Below are 20,306 nucleotides of genomic sequence, written 5' to 3' on the forward strand. Positions count from 1 at the left end.
AGAGCTGTGACCAAGAGATAGTTGCTTGCAACCGGGAATCTAACCCAAAAATTGTATTAAAATTGCATTTAATACCAGTTTTAATTCACATCTGGCGCCGCATCTAATATTATATGCGCTTTACGATTGTGACGATGTTTACCATGAGCCTATCCCCTTTAAATGCTATTTCACCGATTGACGGTCGCTATTTAAAAAAAACAACTCCCTTAAGTCCCTATTTTAGTGAGTTTGCGCTTACCTACTATCGACTAATGGTTGAAATTCGTTGGCTTGAAGCCTTGGCAGCCAATAAGACCATTACTGAAGTTCCTCAACTGGACAATGCAGCGAAAGTTTATTTGACCGAAATTTTGGTTAATTTTAATGAGGCTGAAGCGGAAAAAGTTAAAGAGTATGAAAAGAAAACCAACCATGACGTCAAGGCTGTTGAATATTATCTGCAGGAAAAATTGGAGCAATTTGAAAGCTTACGAAAATATACCCCCTTTATCCATTTTGCCTGCACCTCCGAAGATATTAACAATTTAGCCTATGCCTTGATGGTGAAAGAAGCTATTGCCCAGGTCATTCAGCCTACCCTGGCTGAAATCATGGGTAGTATCACCATGCTCGGTAAACAGCACGGTGACATCGCCATGTTGTCAAGAACTCATGGGCAACCGGCGACCCCTACTACAATCGGAAAAGAATTAGTCAATTTTGTCGCACGATTAAAACGGCCGCAGCAGCAGCTGGCAGAAGTTCTCATCCCGGCAAAATGCAACGGCGCCGTGGGTAACTATAATGCCCATATAGTGGCTTATCCGGATGTCGATTGGCGCAAGCACTGTGCAAATTTTGTCAGCTCACTAGGATTATCTTTTAGTGCCTATACGACACAAATTGAGCCACACGATGGGCTAGCTGAAGTCTCCCACATCATGACTCGTATTAACAACATCTTGTTGGACTATACTCGTGATATTTGGACTTATATTTCCTTGAATTACTTTAAGCAAAAAACGGTAGAAGGTGAAGTTGGTTCATCCACGATGCCCCATAAAGTCAATCCCATTGATTTTGAAAATGCCGAAGGTAATCTGGGTTTGGCAAATGCCCTTTTTAATCATTTTGCCAATAAACTCACCCAGTCAAGAATGCAACGCGACTTGTCAGACTCTACCGTGTTAAGAAATATAGGGGTCGCTTTCGCTTATACACTGATTGCTTTTCAAGCGATTACCAAAGGCAATGACAAACTTCAAATTAACAAGGCAGCTTTAAAAGCTGATTTGGATTCAAGTTGGGAGGTCCTGGCCGAAGCTATTCAAACTGTGATGAGACGCTATAACTTACCCAACGCCTATGAGCAATTAAAAAATTTAACACGTGGACAAGGGATTGATAAAGATAGTTTGAAAGAGTTTATTAAATCACTCGCCATTCCAGAAGAAGTTAAAAAGCAATTGCTGAATCTAACACCGGAAAGGTATACAGGCTTAGCAGCGCAACTGGTAAAAGCATTTTCATGAGCCAATTATCACAACAAGGACAGATGCTTGAATTTGATGTTCTAGTCTTAGGCACGGGGCTAGCAGGACTAAACTACTGCCTTCAATTGTTAAAATTACAGCCGCATGTAAAAATCGCCCTCATCAGCAAGGCTGAAAGCTCTGAATGCAATAGCCGTTATGCTCAGGGGGGAATCGCTGCAGCCGTTGCTAAGGATGACTCTCTTGAATCTCATATTTCCGATACCCTGTATGCGGGAGACGGATTATGTTATCAACCTGCTGTTGAGTTTATTATTCGCCAAGCCCCTCAAGCCATCGAAGAGTTAATTAATTATCAGGTTAATTTTACCCGGCAGTCCGATGGCGAGTTTGCCCTTGCCCAGGAAGGGGGGCACTCTCATCGGCGCATATTCAATAGTGGCGATCAGACCGGCCTTACTGTCACGCAAACTTTATTGGAAATCGCCAAACGTCATCCTCAAATTAGATTTTTTGAACATCATGTCGCTGTTAATTTGATTACCCACTACCATCCTCATCGAACCGATATTCAAGGTGAAGTCCTTGGTGCCTATATCTTAGATTGCCAGCAAAACTGCATACATACTTTTGCCGCGCGCTGTATAATTCTTGCCACAGGCGGTGCTGGCAAAACCTATCGTTACACCACTAATCCAATGATAGCAACGGGTGACGGCGTAGCAATGGCCTATCGTGCCGGTGCACGAGTAGGTAATATGGAATTTTACCAATTTCATCCCACCCTGTTACACCATCATTCACTAAACAATTTTTTAATTTCTGAAGCGGTACGTGGTGAAGGGGCCTTGTTAAAAAATCCCGACACCAATGAACGGTTTATGAAACGTTATGCGCCCGAAGCGATGGAGCTAGCCACGCGCGACGTTGTTGCCCGCTCTATTTTTAGTGAAATAGAACACGGACAACATGGGTTTGTTTATCTGGATATTACCCATCAGCCGAAAGCATTTCTAAAAAAGCGTTTCCCACAAATTTATACCACCTTGCTATCTATTGGCATAGATATGAGCCAGGATATGATACCCGTCGTTCCAGCAGCGCATTACCAATGTGGCGGCGTACTAACCGATGTCGATGGGCGTACCGACTTAAAGCGTTTATATGCTATCGGTGAGGTCGCATTTACAGGTCTTCATGGAGCCAATCGATTAGCCAGTAATTCCTTGTTGGAAGCGCTCGTGATGGCCAGTAACGCGGCCAGATGCACGTTAAAGGATATTACAACCCCTTCAAAAATCATTGAAAACATCCCTAACTGGAACTCCCCCGGCGAGGTAAATCCAAGGCGAGCCAGTCAGATTAATGCCCATTGGCGTGGACTTCGGGGGGAAATGACTTCTTACGCAGGCATCGTCCGTACTGAAGCGGGGTTGGAAGATCTACTACAATTAATCATGAAACGAAAGAAAATTATCGAAGAATACTACTGGAAGCATTGTATTACTCGTGATTTTATTGAGCTACGGAATATTGTATTGAACGCGGAATTGATTGTTCGGGCAGCACTGTCAAGAAGGGAATCGCGTGGAGGACATTTTCGTGAGGATTTCCCTCAAAAAAATGTAAAAGCCGAGGAAAGTATTGCCAGATTAACCTCGCCGCAAAATTCTTTTATTTAGTTTTGAGGTACCCTTGGATGTTTGAAAACCATTCCACTTTTCAACCTGAAAAAACATTAATGCGGGTTACAAACGACATGACGATTTGTCAAACTGATTATCCGCTGGATTGGTATCAGGAAGATTTTATTCCTTATGCTGAGGAATATCTTGCTTTACCCGATCGTAAATTGACGACCGTTTTAGCCTGGATGGCACCTTATGTAAAAAAGGCACAAAGTCATTTTGGCGACAAGCTTCTCTTACTGGCTCATTATTACATGGGCGGTGACATTGTACGACTTGTGGAGCAATTTGGCGGACAGATTGGCGATTCTTATCAATTAGCACTCATGGCGGCCCATCATCCTGAAAAATCGGTCATCATTGAATCGGCTGTTCACTTTATGGCAGAGTCCATTGCTATTTTAGCCAATCAGCATCAGCAAGTTTACATTACCAATCCGAAGTCCGGATGCACCATGGAAATGCTCGCCAAAGATTTTATGGTGGAACCTGCTTTTTTAGATCTTAATGAAAGGTATGGAGCTGAAAACATTTTACCGGTTTGTTATATGAATACCTCAGGCCGTGTAAAAGCAATGACCGGTGCTCAAGGCGGTGCCGTATGTACCAGTTCCAATGTCAAAAAAATCTTCCAATGGGCTCGCCAACAACATAAAAAAATATTATTTATTCCTGATCGTCATATGGGTGAAAATATTGCTTATTGGCTGGGCATACAAAATTTAGCTTATTGGCCAGGGGGTACGGCCGGTGCCCAATATTCTTTGCTGGCGCAGGATGATAAAACACTCGCGCAGTTCGATAAAGCGGAGTTAATTTTATTTTCCAGTGAGTGTGCAGTCCACACACACTATCAGCCATACATGTGTGAATATTGGCATAGTCTTGGATACACGACAGTGGTGCATCCTGAATGTCGCAATGATGTTATTCGCGTTGCACAACACGCAGGTTCAACGGCTTTTATTTGGGACTACGTCGTCAATGACAGGGCTGGAAATAAGAAATACGCCATCGGTACGGAAAACCATATGGTCGAAAACGTGAAGCAACATTGTAAGTCCCTTGGTATTGATGTCGTTAATTTAGCTGAAGCACCTAAAAAAGATGATCAAAAAGGGATGGGTTGCGGTTGTGCAACTATGTCACGTAATGATCCACCGCATTTGGTGGCCTTACTCGACCTTTTACGTCAGGGGAAAAGCATGGCCTATAACGAAGTGAAAGCTGGTGATTTAGTTAATGAATTTACAGGTTCACGCCAGCGCTTGAAAGAAAACGACCAACAGTGGATTATTGAAAATGCCAAAAAAGCATTGGAAATGATGATAAAGATCACTGAAAATCGTTTGTAAAAAATACAAGTGCAACGAACAGGAGTATTTGCAATGGACAACAACTATCATTCGATTTATGAAGTGCCCGTCGAGACCATGGATGGGAACGAGACCACTTTAAAACCTTACCAAAATCAGGTCATGCTCATTGTGAACGTCGCCAGTCGTTGCGGTTTCACACCGCAATACAAAGAATTGGAAACACTTCACAAAGACTACAAGGAAAAAGGATTTAGTGTCATTGGATTTCCCTGCAATCAATTTTTTCATCAAGAACCCGGAAGTCATGAGGAAATCAAAGCATTTGCAGAAAGTTGTTATAACGTCACCTTCCCCTTATTTGCCAAAATTGATGTGAAAGGTGCAAAACGGGCCCCTCTTTACGAATACATCGCAAAAAACATTCAGAAAAAACCTTTAAAATTTGTTCCCTGGAATTTTACAAAATTTCTGGTTGACACTCAGGGGAATGTCGTAAAACAATATTTACCGATGGCTTCTTTTAAAAAAATCCGAGGGGATATTGAGACTTTATTGCCTCAGTAGTCCAAAAGTATCTAAAGCTTGAATAATACAATTCCGTAGACCAACCTACGTTGGTTTGAATAAAAATAGTCTTTTTTAAACCTTTCTTGATTTTTTTATATAAATTAATCACTTTTTATCGTCTTAATTTTTCTGGTTTAGGTTAAACTATTAGAGACCTACTTTTTCAATGTTCTTGTAACGAAATTTATAACCCTCATTTGTAAACGCCTCACTTCACATTAAAAATAGCACAAGCTATGATTAGATGGATTCGATTATTGTATGGCTGTTTTAAACCAACAGTCATTAACTGACTGCGTACAAACAAACCCTCCTAATGTTTCAATCCAATTGTAATCACTACGAGCAGGAATTTTAACATTGACTGGCCACCAAATTGAATAAAATCCCACGGAGTTCTTGTAAGTGCATACTACTCCTCGTCCTACCCCTGCAACCATAATATTCGCCCGGGTAAAGCGAGTTGAAACATCCGCCTGAACATGATGAGGAGAAAAAGGATTTTCAACCCAGGGCTTTGGAATTACACCCCATTTTAATGAACTAGTTTCAGGATCCGGACAATGCTCCGCATAGGAGAATCCTGTCAATAGCGACAAAACCCATGCGATAGACATTACGGTTAATTTTTTCATGCGCATTCCTTTTTGTACTGTCAATGGATTGTCGACAACTGCTATTTATAATTAAATACTTTTCTTAAATAATTTTAAACTTTTTCATTGTAACAAACTATTTCTTTGCTATAATGGCCGCCTGTGCCGGGGTGGCGGAATTGGTAGACGCGCCGGATTCAAAATCCGGTGGTGGTGACACCGTGTGGGTTCGAGTCCCACCCTCGGTACCATCAAAAGAATGATAACAGCCCTTCTCTTTTGATAGCAACTTGTACCTTTCAACGACTTTTATTCTCTAAACAACCATCCTATTAAACAACACCATCCTGAGTATCCAACCACACACTGTGGCAAACATCAAAAAGACGACCGTCATCCCGAATGTAGTGATGGAGCTGCTTTATATCAGGAGATGTCTCACTACGTTCGACATGACATACGTCCTTGGAACATAGCGAAGGATGACGGTAATTTTACGCAAATAAACCCGATTGTCGCAGAGGTGCCAATCAGGCTACAATTACTTTTTTAAAGCTGTTATTTTCTTGGATTAAAAATGCCAAAGCACCAGGATTATTCGCTTCTTTTTCAAAACAATTCGGAAATTTTCCCGGATGCCCCCGCTAAACTACTTAATGATTTAACTAGTCAATGGCTTAAAAGCAAACCTCTAGCAGGTATTCGTTTGCTACATAATATTCCGCTGACCTATGAAACGTTAGTGAAACTGGAATCATTGTTACTTGCCGGTGCAAATTTAACAGTTACCCATACAAAGTGCATCGCTAAATTACCTGATAGAAAGATTGTTTCTCTTCTTAACCAGATAGGTATTCCCTATATCCAAAACCACAACGAAATTAAAGGGGAGTTTGATATCGCTCTTGATTGCTGTGCTGAGGTAGTCGATATGCCAAAGGTTACAATTACTCAAGGCATTGTTGAATTAACGCAAAGTGGTGGTGAACGCTATAAGAAAATGAACCTCCCCTTCCCGGTGATTAATGTTGATGAGTCCCACTTAAAAATGCTGGAAGGGATGTATGGTACAGGTGAGTCTTTTGTTCGCTCAATTAAAGAACAGACTGGTCAATCAATCAGAAACAAACCTTTCATCCTCTTTGGTTTTGGAAAAGTAGGGCGTGGCATCGTCAGGTATTTATTGCAAGAAACCCCCTACATTACTGTCGTGGACTCATCCAAAAATCAACTCGATAAAGCCAAGGCGTTTAATGTGAAAACATTGCATACCTCTCAACTTGCAATGATTAAAGAAAGTGCCAAAGGAAGCTTTTGTATAGTAACCGCCACGGGTAAACTCCATGTTTTATCTGACTATTTATGCGCAGCAGATTGTCCGCAGGCATTTATAGCCAATATGGGGGCTCTTGATGAAATTGGTCCGCAATTTCATGGTGATAACGTGCTATGTTCACGCATGCCTATCAATTTTTCACTCAAACATCCAACGCTACTTCATTTTATTGATCCCATTTTTTATGCACATAATTTATCCGCACAATTAATCTTGGAAAATAATTACACGTCCGGTTACCACCCCTTTCCAAACTATTTGGATAATTTAATTGTAAAGCTGTGGAATACTTACCATCCTATCGATATTAGCGATATCTATCTTTAATTGTGCAACTGCACGTGGATGCCACAAGCAATTAATGAACGACCCTTATGGCTTCTTTCTTCGCAAAATTGATCTCGCTATCCGATTTGGTTTGCTCTCTTATCATAAATAAAAAGGGTACAAACCCTAAAGCAAGAAGAAACGATAATTGATACAGTCCTATCCATCCAAGCCACATTTGTAACATTGCGGCAAGTGGCCCTGAAAAAATTCGGGGTAAAGTAGACACGGCTACCAGTATTGAAAACTGAGTTCCAGTGAATGATTTATTCACCAATCGCATAAATAAAGCAACTAACGCAGTTGATCCCATACCTGCTGCAAAATTATCACAAACGACTGCAGCAGCAAATAACATTAAATTCTTACCCACAATAGCCAACAAGATAAACAAAATATTCGTTGCTGCTTGCACTAAACCAAATACAAGCAAAGAACTAAAGAGCGAGCAACGCAAAAGAATGACACCAGCCGCTAATCCCCCTAAAAGAATGGAACTAATGCCTATCATTTTATTGACATAGCCAATAGTGTCTAAAGAAAAACCAACACCCTGGATTAAAAAAGGCATTACAATTCCACTTGTGGTCGCGGTAAAAGCCTCACCTAATTTGTAGAATACAATGAAGAATAACAAAGGAACAATGCCTCGCCTCGTTAATAAATCGTTAATGGGTGCAACAAAAGCATTCACAAAACTGGTATTGCTAATGGTTTTTTCCGATGGTTCTGCACTCCATAGCGTGGCAAAGAGACCAATAAACATTAAACATCCCATGAGACGGTAAGTGAATGCCCACCCTAAATGCTTAGCAATCACCAGAGCCAAGCCACCTGCAATGAGAAGTGCCAAACGATAACCAAAGACAGCCATTGAGGCGCCTAAACCATGTTCTGTGGAAGGTAAATATTCCACGCGATGCGCATCAATAGCCACATCTTGCGTGGCTGATAAACACGCCAATAAAAAAGCCAAGACAGCCATTATTTCCGGCGATGTCCGCGGCGAAAACCAAGCCAGTGCATTAAAACCAAATAATAAACCAAGCTGCATCATTAGCATCCAGCTTCGTCGTCTACCTATGGGCAACAAGGAATAGCGATCTAACAGTGGCCCCCAGGCAATGCGATACGCATAAGGCAGGCTAATCAAACTCAACATGCCTGTTGCCAATACAGACATTCCAACATCAGCGTACCAGGCCTGCAGGGTTCCTGTGATTAAAGCCAGAGGAAGCCCTGAGGAAAATCCCAATAAAAAAATAATTAGCAACCGTTTATTCATAGAATACTCAAGTGTCAATTCTATTGCTTTGCAAGCACATTTTTATGTTGCCTTTGCGAACAAAAGAAGCAATCCAAAACAAATTCAAAGGTCGTACTAGCTAGATTGTTTCGCTAGCCTCGCGATGACGCAATTCTAAAATGCTTATTCTGTGCAAAGATTCTATTGATTAAATTCTTAATATTATTTACTAAAAGAACAGCTTAGGGGCACTAACCATATAATTGTGAATAGCGTGAAAAGGATAGCTGAAAAACAAACAAGATTAAGAATTCAATAACGTGCTCCTGGCTAAGCCAGGAGCTTAACGTTCTTAAGCGTCAGATTTTTTTACAGAGATTAAATGAATTTTGAAAATTAAAGTCTCATTTGGACCGATGGGGCCACCCACACTACGAGGACCATAAGCCAAATCAGCTGGGACATATACTTCCCAAGTTGAGCCAGCAGGCATTAATTGTAACGCTTCAGTCCACCCAGGAATAACTTGAGACACCTTGAAAGTAGCAGGTTTGCCCGTTCTTTCAGTGCTGTCAAAAACCTGACCATCAACTAACTTACCCGTGTATTCAACAGTAACGGTATCTTCCTTGGCAGGTTTAGCACCATCACCCTTTTGGAGAACCTTGTACTGTAAACCACTGGGCAATGTAACTACGCCATCTTTTGCTTTATTTTGATTTAAGAAAGCTTCGCCTTTTGCTTTATTTTCTTCAGCTTTTTTATTGAATTCGGCATTGCGTTTAGCCATTAAATCTTTTTGAAATTTATTCAATACATCTTTCATTTGCTGTTCAGTCAACAGTAATTGACCACCAGTCATGCCATCTTGCAAACCTTTAGCCATCGCTGCTGGATTAATATCAATACCCTGTTTTTTAAAATTTTTACCTAAATCAGCACCAATACTGTAAGACAGTTTATCCATGTCGCTATTTAATGATGTTGCAGGTGCAGAAGTAGCAGGTGTAGTAGTTGTAGCCGGTGTTGATGCATCGGCGGCAACAATTGCTGTTGACATTGTCAAGCCTATGACAGCTGCAGCAACCAGTCTCATCTTCATAAACAATTCCCCTTTTGTCTTTGGTTCAGAATAGAACGTGCAAAAATGCCCAACCATTCTGCCTAAAATTAATTAAAATTACTAGGGTAAAAAACCCTAAAGCCTATCAATTTTCAACTAATCTTTAAGTAAGGGGCACATTTATATTGTTTGTGTGCAAATTTCCTTCTAAAATTGACATAATTTAATCACTGAGTTCTTAGAATGAGTATTAGTTTATTTGACCTATTTTCCATAGGCATCGGCCCTTCCAGTTCACATACTGTAGGTCCCATGCTTGCAGCTAATGCTTTTTTGGATTTACTCATTAAAGAAAAAAAATTTGACAACACCGAACGTGTGAAGATTGAACTCTATGGTTCATTAGCCCTGACAGGAAAAGGTCATGGCACTGATAAGGCTATACTTAATGGATTGGAGGGTAAATCGCCCGAAACAGTAGTTCCTGAAAGCATGGTTCCCCGAATGGAAGAAATTATTACTTCCAAATCAATTGCTCTGGCGGGTGAAAAAACTATTCTTTTCTCAGAAGAAACTGATTTTTTGTTCTTGCAAAAAGAATTACTACCCAAACATAGTAATGGGATGCGGTTTACTGCCTACGACAAAACAGGCACCCAATTGCTCGCGCAAGTTTATTACTCGATAGGTGGAGGTTTTATCACCACTGAAGAAGCCTTTGATAACGCCTCCAGTGAGAATAGCCCTTCTCCTTACCCTTTTAAAACTGCCCGTCAGCTCTTAGCCCTTTGTCGCGAAAACAAGATGACCATTGCAGAATTGATGATGGCTAATGAATTAGCCTGGAAAAATATTGACGAGATTCACGAAGGTATTCTTGCGATTGCTAATGTGATGGATGAGTGCATTGAAAATGGTTGCAAACATCCAGGGAATTTGCCGGGTGGTTTAAATCTCAAACGCAGAGCCCCTGATCTTTATAAAAAATTGATGGAACACAACGGCGTGCCCAGTGTTTTTGAGCAATCCGACATTATGAACAAACTTAATCTATTTGCCATGGCCGTCAATGAAGAAAATGCCGCCGGCGGGCGAATTGTTACTGCCCCCACCAATGGGGCAGCGGGTATTATTCCTGCTGTCCTGCGGTATTGTCAGGAGGCTCATGATCGCTGGAAAAAAGAAGATATTTATACCTATTTTCTAACCGCTGCAGCTATCGGCATTCTTTATAAGGAAGGCGCTTCAATTTCCGGGGCCGAAGTAGGTTGTCAGGGCGAAGTGGGCGTTGCCTCCTCTATGGCTGCTGCAGGCCTTACGGCTGTATTAGGTGGCACCATAGAGCAAATTGAAAATGCTGCAGAAATAGCAATGGAACACCATTTGGGCATGACTTGTGATCCGGTTTTAGGGTTGGTACAAATCCCTTGTATTGAGCGTAATGCCATGGGGGCTGTGAAAGCAGTGAATGCATCCCGTATGGCTTTAATTGGTGATGGCCAACATCAAATTTCTTTAGATAAAGTTATCCGAACCATGAGAGAGACTGGTAAAGACATGCAAAGCATTTATAAAGAGACTTCCATGGGTGGGTTAGCAGTCAATCATCCTGAATGTTAATTTTAACTTGCATAAGCAACCTGCTTGGCTCATACGCGACAATCAGGTTGCCTTCTTAAAGTTTATTACCTATTTCCATACTTTTTGCAATTGCTTATTCTGTTCACAAGAATGATAGTAATGCCATACTAATAGCCCCACAACCAAAATCCACATTCCCAACAAAATATCAATAAAAGCTTTCAGTGGATTGGCACTGGCATAACCCATCACAATTACAGCAATCGTGGCACTGAACATGTTAATAAAACTCATCATTGCAGCACCATTTGCTTTATCGTTAATTGCAGTTGAAGCGAGTATTGACCCTCCCGAAAATAATAATGCACCGAAGATGTAAAAACTCATTGTACTAAAAAAGAACCATCCTGCTGAAGACGAGTGAAGCTCTAGCATTACTATGAGACTGACAATCCCCCCCAGGCTACCAATGAGCCCAATTACAATCATTTTTTGTGCTGAGAGACGAGTTACCAGAGCTTTTGCCCAAAGCCCTCCTATTAACATGCCTAACATATTAAGGAAATTCCAAGACCCATAGTCAACCACCCTAAGATGCAAAATATCGTTTGCTATCTGCGGCCCAGCAGCAGAAAAACAATACCCCATTGCTGAACATAAACCGATGACTAAGGAGAACACCATTAATTTTCCTGAGGAAACAGCCTGGCAATAATTTGTTATTATTTTGCTGCAGTTAATGGCTTGTGCTTCTTTTAAGGTTTCACGAAACAAGCAGGTTCCCCCAAGCATGATAATGCCATGTCCCAACAACACTAAAAAACATAGAGACCACTGCCAATATTCAGTAATGATGCTGCCTAAGGCCACTGCCAAGCCAATACCGATGGTAAATGACAAAATGCTGTAAGCCATGGCTGTCGCTCGTTGAGTTTCATGAAGCCACTCGTTGATGAGCATGTAGGTACATGCCAAGCCACTTGCAGCCCCTAAGGCACTTACCAGACGCCCAGTACTTAAGAGCAAAAAGCTGGATTGTGCAAGGCCGAAAAAGCAAAGTAAAAGGCCAAGGAGATTAATACTTAATCCAATCCTTAAAGCACCCACCCGCCCCCAACGATTGGCCAAAGGGCCGTAGATCAATTGTCCTATCACATAGCCTGCCAAAAAAGCAGAGACCACCCACTCCACCTGGCCATTGGCAAGACCAAATTGCAATTGAATTTGGGGCAGAGCTGGCGTAATGATCGCGGCTGAAAAAGAGGCGATAGAAATGTAACTTAACAACCACGCAATGCGAAATTTTGAAATCATACGAATTACCTCACCACTCACTGTTTATTCCGTTCAAGAGAAATTTTTTTATAGAGTCATTGGGAACAACGTGAAGCAATCCAGAACAGATTTCTGTTCAAAGAGCAGACTAGATTGCTTCGCTTCGCTCGCAATGACGGGATTCTAAATTTTTGTCCCACACAGAGAACTATGTATAAGATAATTTTAATTGGTAATTTTTTTTTAATAAAGGCGGTATTTGGTTAACAATAGTTAACTATTAGTTAATAATAAAACTCTGAAAATTAACTGACTGACAATTGATAGGCTACTTTTACATTCGCATCATAAAATTGATCACTCACAGCATAGCCCACTACACATGCCAGCTGTTGGTTAATATACAGTAAAGGGATTCGTGCACGAAGCCACGGCGGAACTTGCCATTCCTGAAATAATTTTTTTAATTCTTTCGTTTGACCATGCCAAACAAATGTTTCTCCTCCCTGTCGAAACCGTACTTCAATAATGCTTTTAGCAGGCACCACTAAACCCTTTTTGCTGACACATACATTTAAAATACCTAGGTCGGCACCCAGGTTAAGGGGTTTAGGAAAAGAATTCCATATTAATGAAGAGTAAGGAACTTCTACCTCTTTTACCAAATACAAAACATCCTGATAACGTCGAACGCAATTATCTTCCCAGGTAACCTGAGGATTAGCATCCGGTTTCGCCTTAATTACTTCGAAGATTAGCCTTTCAAAAGTTACTGCAGGTGGCAATTTCACCTGATTGGCCTTAAGCCAAACGCGCAACACATTGGTTAGGCGCGCCTCGTTTAACGTAGAAAGGCCATCAAGCGGTAATTGATTGGATTTGCCCTTAAGTTCAGGACAGTCAATTTTGGCCAAATCCTCAAGATTTTTTTGGGCTTGTCGACAATGCTTACTTGTACGCACAAGGCTATTAACTACTTGTGGCCAGCGGGAAGCAAGCAATGGCATAACCTGATGCCTTAAAAAATTGCGGGAAAAAGCTATATTTTCATTACTTTCATCATTGATCCATGCTAGCCCATGGAAATTAGCATACTCTTCCAATGTCTTACGTGAATGGGACAATAAGGGGCGCAGCATCTCTCCTCGGGCGAATACCTTTCTGGAAGGCATTCCAGCTAACCCATCAATACCGGTTCCCCTTAAAAGGTGCAACAGCATAGTCTCTGCTTGATCATTTAAGTGATGCCCCAGAACTAAACAATCCTCATTCTCGAGTAAATGGCTAAAAACGCCGTACCTTGCTCGTCGAGCCGCATCTTCAATATTAGCGTCCCGTTTAAAATCGACCCTTTTTATAAGGAGAGATATTTTAAGCTTCTTACAAAATAACTGACAATGCTGTTGCCAATGTAAAGCATTAGGGCTAAGACCGTGATTAATGTGTACCGCTGTAAGCTTGGATAATAGTTGCGGGTTTGTCGAGAGGGAATGAAGAAGAGCAGTGGAGTCTAAACCTCCACTGTAGCCAACAAATATACGATTATACCGTCGTAAATATTCTAAAAATTCGGTATCAAGCAGTCCCTTAGTCACAAGCCCCCATCGCCATAAATTTCTCATACCGTTGTTGCAAAAGGTCGGTAATTGGAAACGTTTTTAATGTTCGTAGTTCATCAGTTAACACTTCTTTTAACTGCTTACACATTTCGTTAACATTACGGTGTGCCCCTCCCAGAGGCTCAGGAATCACTTCATCAATCAGTCCTGACTCTACAATTCTATCAGCCGTAATGCCCATTGCTCGAGCAGCTTCACTTGCCTTTGCGGCGTCTTTCCAAAGAATTGAAGCGCAACCTTCAGGCGAAATCACAGAATAAATTCCATATTGGAGCATTAAAACCCTATCCCCTACCCCAATTGCCAAAGCGCCGCCTGAACCAGCTTCACCCGTGACTGTACAAATAACAATGGTTTTTAACTTAGCCATTTCCAGGAGATTTCTGGCAATTGCCTCAGACTGATTGCGCTCTTCCGCCCCAATACCAGGATAGGCACCCGCAGTATCTATAAAAGTAAAGATAGGTAATTTGAATTTTTCGGCCATTTTCATTAATCGCAGCGCCTTACGGTACTCTTCAGGACGGGCCATTCCAAAGTTTCGATAAACTTTTTCTTTGGTTTTTTTGCCTTTCTGGTGGCCTAAAATCATGACAGGCTCCCCATTTAACCGTGCTAAGCCACCAATAATTGCCGGTGCAGAGGAGTAATGCCTATCGCCATGCAGCTCCTGAAAATCTGTAAAAATATTTTCAATGTAGTCAGTCGTTTGAGGGCGAAGCGGATGGCGGGCCATTTGTGCAATCTGCCACGGTTCCAGATTTGAAAAAATATGGGCCGTTAATTCTTCACATTTTGACTCAAGGCGTGCAATTTCTTCGCTCAAGTTGACTTCATTATCGTTGCCAACCATGCGCAATGCTTGAATTTTTTGATTTAGCTCTTCAATCGGTTGTTCGAAATCCAAAAATTGTCGACTCATTGGTTACTCATTTTACGAATTTAATTTCATGCGCTATGATACCCGTAACTGCTTTTTGACGCTACCGTTCTGCCTATTTTACGGGAACAAAAATTGTATTTTTGATTAAATTTAAATCAAAAAGTAAATAAGTTGCTAGATTATACGATGGCCCGTCCAATGTAGCACTTTATGCGCGGCATCCAGTGAACTGGCTAGATTTGGAGCCTGCGGACAAGCCACAGGACGTAGACATCTTGAAGTAGCCGTACTACATAAAAAATAAACCAAGAGAGACTTCCTCTATGCCTTTATTTCTACCCATGACAGCTGAGGAATGTAGTCTACACCAGAATCGCATTGATATCTGGGAGTTTTCACTCAAGGATTTACCTGATTGGGCAATGTCGATTCTTGATGAGGATGAGCGTCATCGGGCACAGCGTTTTCATTTCCCCCGCCACCAGCGCCGCTTTGCTGTCTCACACGCTATGCTGCGTGCCATTCTTGGACGTTATCTTGGGCAGTCACCAAAGGAACTTGTCTTTACTTATGGCCCTCACGGTAAACCAGGCATTAAGACTAACTATAATCTGGAATTTAATTTAACCCATTCGCGTGAATTGGCACTTTTGGCCATAGGACAACAGTTTCCCTTAGGTATCGATATTGAGTTTTTTTCAGCACGTCCTTACCTTGGGTTGGCGAAAACGGTATTTTCGCCTATGGAAGTTGCCGGGCTTTTGCAACTTCCTTTTTGGATGCAACCCTTAGCTTTCTTTCATATTTGGTCGCAGAAAGAAGCATTAATTAAGGCCTGTGGGCTGGGACTTTCCTATCCCACGAAAGCGTTTAATGTTCCAGTCCTTCCCTCTACTAAAACTAGCATAGAGGACAGAAAACATCATAAACACTGGCAAATGATCCCATTTATGCCCCTGGTTAATTGCAGTGCCGCTTTATGTTGTGAGTCAAGTATTCAACATATTCGTTATATTCGCGTTAATCCCCTGGATTTTTAAAAAGTATGTTTATAATTTATCCCCATCCCTTTAAAAGTTATTATTACATGATACAATTGCTCATCTTTAGAACACTCTGACGCTATGCCTCGTATCAATTATTCCTCATTGTTACAATTACCTGAAGAAAAACGACATTTCCTGGGATTTTATCCTGATGTTTTGCTCTATCTTGATGATGAAAAGGACTATGAAGCTGAAACTCTGCGCCTGGCAAGAGCTACTTATCTTTATACTGATGGTTTTAATGTAAGGCCAACAAGTATCTTTAGATTTGCCTTTGAAACCTTTAAAGGTTGGTTTGGGTTTAGTAACCATTGTCAACTGGAAAAAATACAACTTGGCTTACAGAAGTATGCTTACTATGGTTATGTCCACGGGTTTTCTAACTATCAAATAGAGCTGTTACCTTTTCATCCTGTTTCCGAGTCCTTTTTAACACATTTGCGTTCACCGCGTAACAATGAAACCACTAAGCTTCTTCAGAACAGCTTAATGGGATTTTACGTTAGCCATGTTCAGCCGTTTATTAATATTGAAGGAGAACCTCCCCTGTCTTTTGAAAATTATAGTTTTGGAAAAACTTGGGCAAATTTAGCCTATTGGTCAGAAATCCCAAAACTAGACCCTCAAAATGACGCGTTAATTTCAGAAACAGTACAACAATTAAAAAACCACCCTGGACGTTACGCTTTTCTAAAGAACAGTAAATATGCTTTCGCCGTTGCGAATCGCTGTTTGGAAGAAGTTAAATCCTCAAAACAAGCTTCTCGAGTTAGCAATTTTTTAAAAAAAATATTCCATCTATCAAGGAATGCCAAAGATGCGGTTGAGCAAGCACTGCATTTTGCACCGGATATTCGCATGCAGGATAAAACCTTTTTTATACTTTTTTATTTAGAAAAAAAAGAGTTTGATGCTGCCTTCGGTTTAATTGAACAACTTGAAGATATCACTGAGGCAGTTAATTTTTTAATTACTCATTTCTCAAAAACACAACTATTATTTTATCTTAAAAAAAATTCGCCTTTAGCCATCGCGCTTTCAAGGCAATATTTAACCGAAGAGACAGAGGAGTTAGACACTATCCGCTTCGCTTCGCAATTGAACTCCAACCTTGAAAAAGAATTTACGGCCCAAATTTTTTTCCTGTTGGTTGCCGAAGAACGGTATAAGGAAGCTTATCAGCTCTATATCAATGCTGAGAAAGGGAGCCCTTTTTTTATTGCAGACCTTAAAAAACTTGCGAACTATTTTCAGACGCAAAGTATGGCCAAAGAGAAGGAAGCCAAGGCATTTAAGAAGCAAAAAAATTGGGGGCAAGTTTCAACAATAGCACGTGAAGGAATAGAATTTATAAAAATGGCTTTGTTATTAGATGGTGAGCGTGATCAAAAACCGCTTGCCGTGCAACGATGCTTATATGCCGAAGCACTTATCGAGCGCGACAGCAGTCACACTATTGAAAACTGTACTATTAGCGACATTGTTAAGTCTTTAAATCTGCTGAAAAAATGCCATTTTAAAAACTCTAGCGAGCAAAAGACCTATCTCTCCATTTTGGCTAAAGGATTAATGCGACAGATTGACTATCAAATTTATAATCTTTTACCGACTATCTTTGAGGCAAATTACGAGCTAAAGACTTTCACTGAAAAAAATTATGTAGCAATAAGTAATGTCACTCAAAAATTAAAAGAATTAATTAATCTCATCAAAGACACCAACGATGAAAAACTCAAACTAATTTTAGGCAAAGCTTGTTTCTTACTGGGAGACACCATCAAGTTTTTTGGTCTGCCTGAAAATTCCCACCCCTATTTTGAAGCCGCAATGAAAGCCGTACCCAAGAACCCTTTTTACATCCTTCGCTGCAGTGAAATCGCACAATCGGACAAGGAAAGAAGTAAACTACAAGACAAAGGAGTTCCGTTATTAAAAGACTTAAATTATACGGTGCATGACTATGATCATTGGGATACCCAACATTGGTGGAAAGATAAAATCCCAGAAGCCACACCTATTGCCGATATTCATAATTTAGGATTAGAGCAGAACTCACGATGGAGCTTCAATTGTAGTTAATCTTTAAAAACAAATCTTAACAATTTTTTACCGAACGTAATGCAGGATTTGTAAATTTTGTTTATGATTTAATTGGGAATTCACTTAAATAAGGACGTTTTATGGCAACAGTACTACTCGAAGAGCCTCGCGAGCTAAACCGTAATTGGGGCTGGTTGTTAACCTTGGGTATTCTATTTGTTATTCTGGGGGGACTTGGTTTAGGAATGGTTGTTGGGCTAACACTCGCCAGCATGCTTTTCTTAGGTGTTTTGCTCATTATTGGTGGTTTTTTGCAAATCGTGGATGTTTTTAAAGCTCGCCGTTGGAAAGCGGTCGCCTGGCATGCCTTTATTGCTATACTCTACTTAATCGGCGGCGCCCTTATTATCTATGATCCTTTTCTTGCTTCGACATTAATAACCGCTATGTTGGCAACCGTATTAATTATCATTGGTTTAAGCCGCTTTGTAATGGCGATTACCCTTCGAGGTAGTAAAGGTTGGGGATGGCTATTGTTGGCAGGGATTATTGCAATAGCGCTGGGGGTAATGATTTTAATGCACTGGCCCTTAAGCGGATTATGGATCATTGGTTTATTCATTGCCGTTGAATTAATCGTTGATGGCTGGACTTATATTTTCCTTGCTTTATCAATGCGTCGTGCTTGATGCATTATTTTTGAAAGGGTCGAGGTAGTTTCGACCCTTTTCACTCTAACAAATCGAATATCCCCTGTATAATAGCTCTTTATTGCCATTTTTTAATTTTCCATGAAACCATTTAGTCCCTTACAGTTAGAGCTGATAAAATTATTAGCCGATGGCGATTGTCATAGCGGAAGCACACTCGGCGAATGGCTTGGCGTTTCTCGTACAGCAGTGTGGAAACATATTCGCCAACTTATTGATTTGGGATTGCCCATTAAGCGTTTGCCTCAGCAAGGCTATCAATTAACTGCGCCCATGCAATTACTTGATAGTATTGTCATTCAAGAATACCTTAATGCCCGCTCTTTTAAAAAGCCGGTTAATTTCCATTTATTCCCTATTGTTGATTCTACGAATCAATATTTAAAAAATTTAGCAAGCAGTTCTGAGTTGGAAATTTGCTGTGCGGAGATGCAAACCCGAGGGCGTGGCCGCTTTGGGCGTCACTGGATTTCCCCATTTGGTGAAAATATTTATTGCTCAAGCCGTTGGGAATTAAATTGTGACTTGTCTCAACTATCCGGATTAAGTTTAGTTGTCGCCCTAGCGATTCTAGCCAGTTTAAAAGATAATCAAATTAATGAAGAAATCTTATTAAAATGGCCTAATGACCTTTTGTGGAACGATAAAAAATTATGCGGTATTTTGATAGAAATCATTGCAGAAACCCACGGTAATTCCCAAGTGATTATTGGTATCGGCATGAATGTTAATACAGCGACACAAAACTACCTTTTACCTGAAAAACCCTGGTGCTCTTTGTATGAAATCACCGGGCAATACCATGACAGGAACAAACTTTTAGCTCACTTAATCTTTCAATTACAACGTTATGTTGAAAAATTTTTAAACACAGGGTTTAAAGGGTTTCTCGATGAGTGGCAAAAAGTTGATTATTTATATGGAAAATGTGTCACTATCCAGCAACCGACTGGTTCTATAAAGGGCAAGGCTTGTGGTGTGAATGAGTTTGGCCAATTATGCCTTGCTGATGAACAAGGTATGATTCACCACTTGGCTTCTGGGGATACTTCGTTAAGTGAAATGAAATGATAGGAAATTGTCCCGAGCGACCAACTCCTTTTGGACTCGGGACTGGAGGACTGCACTAAATCCGGGGTTACACAGCCTCTTCGCTATCAGTTGCTTCTTTTTCTTGTTGAATTCTTAAGTAAATTTCTTCACGGTGAACAGAAACATCTTTTGGTGCATTAATACCTAATCGCACTTGATTACCTTTAACACCCAAGACAGTGATATTTACATCATCACCGATGATTAAAGTTTCACCAATACGCCGAGTCAAAATTAGCATGACTAAATTCTCCCTTAGATGGCAGCCACCATCTATTCCATGAACTTCCATGGTGCTCTCGGTGACTACAACTTGATTTAATTATAAACAATTTTAGGCTGTTCGATTGTAAGTTTACACAATGATTCTTAACAAAATATTAAGAAAGCCTATTTTTAAATCTTTATACCCTTCACAGGACAAAATTTTTATGCCGTCGTTG

Annotated in this window: 17 protein-coding genes and 1 tRNA gene; 11 read left to right on the plus strand and 7 right to left on the minus strand. The window is 40.7% G+C overall.

Features of this window, described 5'->3' with window-relative positions; genetic code table 11:
* Positions 1-143 precede the first annotated feature (143 nt).
* Genes purB through Ljam_RS04915 form a run of 4 tightly spaced genes read left to right on the plus strand, consistent with a single transcriptional unit; the run spans position 144 to position 5,046 of the window.
* The gene (purB, locus tag Ljam_RS04900) at positions 144-1,514 is read left to right on the plus strand and encodes an adenylosuccinate lyase (RefSeq protein WP_058450743.1); all 1,371 of its coding nucleotides are present in this window, start codon (positions 144-146) and stop codon (positions 1,512-1,514) included.
* The gene (gene nadB, locus Ljam_RS04905; RefSeq protein WP_058449013.1) at positions 1,511-3,157 is read left to right on the plus strand and encodes an L-aspartate oxidase; all 1,647 of its coding nucleotides are present in this window, start codon (positions 1,511-1,513) and stop codon (positions 3,155-3,157) included. Before purB ends, nadB begins: the two co-directional genes overlap by 4 nt.
* Before the next feature lie 17 nt (positions 3,158-3,174).
* Positions 3,175-4,518, plus strand: a complete 1,344-nt coding sequence (gene nadA / locus Ljam_RS04910; protein ID WP_058449014.1) for a quinolinate synthase NadA — start codon at positions 3,175-3,177, stop codon at positions 4,516-4,518.
* Between the two features lie 33 nt (positions 4,519-4,551).
* Positions 4,552-5,046 (plus strand): glutathione peroxidase, encoded by a 495-nt coding sequence (locus Ljam_RS04915; protein ID WP_058449015.1) that lies wholly within the window; start codon positions 4,552-4,554, stop codon positions 5,044-5,046.
* A gap of 257 nt (positions 5,047-5,303) precedes the next feature.
* Here Ljam_RS04915 and Ljam_RS04920 read toward each other — a convergent pair whose 3' ends face one another.
* The gene (locus Ljam_RS04920; protein WP_058449016.1) at positions 5,304-5,684 is read right to left on the minus strand and encodes a DUF3757 domain-containing protein; all 381 of its coding nucleotides are present in this window, start codon (positions 5,682-5,684) and stop codon (positions 5,304-5,306) included.
* A gap of 125 nt (positions 5,685-5,809) precedes the next feature.
* Between Ljam_RS04920 and Ljam_RS04925 the strand changes: the two genes are divergently transcribed.
* Both Ljam_RS04925 and Ljam_RS04930 read left to right on the plus strand, forming a co-directional pair.
* Positions 5,810-5,896, plus strand: a tRNA-Leu gene (locus tag Ljam_RS04925).
* 326 nt (positions 5,897-6,222) lie between these two features.
* Positions 6,223-7,308, plus strand: coding sequence for a Rossmann-fold NAD(P)-binding domain-containing protein (locus Ljam_RS04930; protein WP_058449017.1), 1,086 nt, complete (start codon positions 6,223-6,225; stop codon positions 7,306-7,308).
* A 31-nt stretch (positions 7,309-7,339) separates the two neighbouring features.
* Here Ljam_RS04930 and Ljam_RS04935 read toward each other — a convergent pair whose 3' ends face one another.
* Entirely contained in the window at positions 7,340-8,593 is a 1,254-nt protein-coding gene (locus tag Ljam_RS04935; protein WP_058449018.1) for an AmpG family muropeptide MFS transporter, read from the minus strand.
* A gap of 313 nt (positions 8,594-8,906) precedes the next feature.
* The gene (locus tag Ljam_RS04940; protein WP_058449019.1) at positions 8,907-9,656 is read right to left on the minus strand and encodes a BamJ family beta-barrel-assembly machinery protein; all 750 of its coding nucleotides are present in this window, start codon (positions 9,654-9,656) and stop codon (positions 8,907-8,909) included.
* A 204-nt stretch (positions 9,657-9,860) separates the two neighbouring features.
* On the opposite strand from Ljam_RS04940, the gene Ljam_RS04945 reads away from it, so the two are divergent.
* Entirely contained in the window at positions 9,861-11,237 is a 1,377-nt protein-coding gene (locus Ljam_RS04945; protein ID WP_058449020.1) for an L-serine ammonia-lyase, read from the plus strand.
* Positions 11,238-11,306: 69 nt separating this feature from the next.
* Here Ljam_RS04945 and Ljam_RS04950 read toward each other — a convergent pair whose 3' ends face one another.
* The 3 genes from Ljam_RS04950 to Ljam_RS04960 all read right to left on the minus strand — a co-directional run bounded on the left by Ljam_RS04950 (position 11,307) and on the right by Ljam_RS04960 (position 15,014).
* Positions 11,307-12,512, minus strand: a complete 1,206-nt coding sequence (locus Ljam_RS04950; RefSeq protein ID WP_058450744.1) for an MFS transporter — start codon at positions 12,510-12,512, stop codon at positions 11,307-11,309.
* Positions 12,513-12,778: 266 nt separating this feature from the next.
* Positions 12,779-14,068, minus strand: coding sequence for a tRNA lysidine(34) synthetase TilS (gene tilS / locus Ljam_RS04955; protein WP_176713860.1), 1,290 nt, complete (start codon positions 14,066-14,068; stop codon positions 12,779-12,781).
* The gene (locus Ljam_RS04960; RefSeq protein ID WP_058449022.1) at positions 14,061-15,014 is read right to left on the minus strand and encodes an acetyl-CoA carboxylase carboxyltransferase subunit alpha; all 954 of its coding nucleotides are present in this window, start codon (positions 15,012-15,014) and stop codon (positions 14,061-14,063) included. The genes tilS and Ljam_RS04960 overlap by 8 nt, the downstream gene beginning before the upstream one ends.
* Positions 15,015-15,298: 284 nt before the next feature.
* Between Ljam_RS04960 and Ljam_RS04965 the strand changes: the two genes are divergently transcribed.
* The 4 genes from Ljam_RS04965 (at position 15,299) to birA (ending at position 19,842) form a co-directional block, all read left to right on the plus strand.
* Positions 15,299-16,015: a 4'-phosphopantetheinyl transferase family protein gene (locus Ljam_RS04965; RefSeq protein WP_058449023.1), complete on the plus strand. Its 717-nt coding sequence runs from the start codon at positions 15,299-15,301 to the stop codon at positions 16,013-16,015.
* Positions 16,016-16,099: 84 nt separating this feature from the next.
* On the plus strand, positions 16,100-18,100 hold the full coding sequence (locus Ljam_RS04970) for a hypothetical protein (protein ID WP_058449024.1): 2,001 nt from the start codon (positions 16,100-16,102) through the stop codon (positions 18,098-18,100).
* A 101-nt stretch (positions 18,101-18,201) separates the two neighbouring features.
* Positions 18,202-18,750, plus strand: a complete 549-nt coding sequence (locus Ljam_RS04975; RefSeq protein ID WP_058449025.1) for an HdeD family acid-resistance protein — start codon at positions 18,202-18,204, stop codon at positions 18,748-18,750.
* Positions 18,751-18,852: 102 nt separating this feature from the next.
* Positions 18,853-19,842 (plus strand): bifunctional biotin--[acetyl-CoA-carboxylase] ligase/biotin operon repressor BirA, encoded by a 990-nt coding sequence (gene birA / locus Ljam_RS04980; protein ID WP_058449026.1) that lies wholly within the window; start codon positions 18,853-18,855, stop codon positions 19,840-19,842.
* A 67-nt stretch (positions 19,843-19,909) separates the two neighbouring features.
* Here the strand turns inward: birA and csrA are convergent, their stop codons facing one another.
* Positions 19,910-20,104: a carbon storage regulator CsrA gene (gene csrA, locus Ljam_RS04985; RefSeq protein ID WP_058449027.1), complete on the minus strand. Its 195-nt coding sequence runs from the start codon at positions 20,102-20,104 to the stop codon at positions 19,910-19,912.
* Between the last annotated feature and the right edge of the window lie 202 nt (positions 20,105-20,306).

Origin of the sequence: Legionella jamestowniensis (assembly GCF_001467745.1) — a bacterium.
GTDB lineage: Bacteria > Pseudomonadota > Gammaproteobacteria > Legionellales > Legionellaceae > Tatlockia > Tatlockia jamestowniensis.

Excerpts from the sequence above, each read along its gene's own strand:
- purB (WP_058450743.1), top strand. The coding sequence starts at position 144 with ATGAGCCTATCCCCTTTAAATGCTATTTCACCGATTGACGGTCGCTAT.
- nadB (WP_058449013.1), top strand. The coding sequence starts at position 1,511 with ATGAGCCAATTATCACAACAAGGACAGATGCTTGAATTTGATGTTCTA.
- nadA (WP_058449014.1), top strand. The coding sequence starts at position 3,175 with ATGTTTGAAAACCATTCCACTTTTCAACCTGAAAAAACATTAATGCGG.
- Ljam_RS04915 (WP_058449015.1), top strand. The coding sequence starts at position 4,552 with ATGGACAACAACTATCATTCGATTTATGAAGTGCCCGTCGAGACCATG.
- Ljam_RS04920 (WP_058449016.1), bottom strand. The coding sequence starts at position 5,684 with ATGAAAAAATTAACCGTAATGTCTATCGCATGGGTTTTGTCGCTATTG.
- Ljam_RS04930 (WP_058449017.1), top strand. The coding sequence starts at position 6,223 with ATGCCAAAGCACCAGGATTATTCGCTTCTTTTTCAAAACAATTCGGAA.
- Ljam_RS04935 (WP_058449018.1), bottom strand. The coding sequence starts at position 8,593 with ATGAATAAACGGTTGCTAATTATTTTTTTATTGGGATTTTCCTCAGGG.
- Ljam_RS04940 (WP_058449019.1), bottom strand. The coding sequence starts at position 9,656 with ATGAAGATGAGACTGGTTGCTGCAGCTGTCATAGGCTTGACAATGTCA.
- Ljam_RS04945 (WP_058449020.1), top strand. The coding sequence starts at position 9,861 with ATGAGTATTAGTTTATTTGACCTATTTTCCATAGGCATCGGCCCTTCC.
- Ljam_RS04950 (WP_058450744.1), bottom strand. The coding sequence starts at position 12,512 with ATGATTTCAAAATTTCGCATTGCGTGGTTGTTAAGTTACATTTCTATC.
- Ljam_RS04960 (WP_058449022.1), bottom strand. The coding sequence starts at position 15,014 with ATGAGTCGACAATTTTTGGATTTCGAACAACCGATTGAAGAGCTAAAT.
- Ljam_RS04965 (WP_058449023.1), top strand. The coding sequence starts at position 15,299 with ATGCCTTTATTTCTACCCATGACAGCTGAGGAATGTAGTCTACACCAG.
- Ljam_RS04970 (WP_058449024.1), top strand. The coding sequence starts at position 16,100 with ATGCCTCGTATCAATTATTCCTCATTGTTACAATTACCTGAAGAAAAA.
- Ljam_RS04975 (WP_058449025.1), top strand. The coding sequence starts at position 18,202 with ATGGCAACAGTACTACTCGAAGAGCCTCGCGAGCTAAACCGTAATTGG.
- birA (WP_058449026.1), top strand. The coding sequence starts at position 18,853 with ATGAAACCATTTAGTCCCTTACAGTTAGAGCTGATAAAATTATTAGCC.
- csrA (WP_058449027.1), bottom strand. The coding sequence starts at position 20,104 with ATGCTAATTTTGACTCGGCGTATTGGTGAAACTTTAATCATCGGTGAT.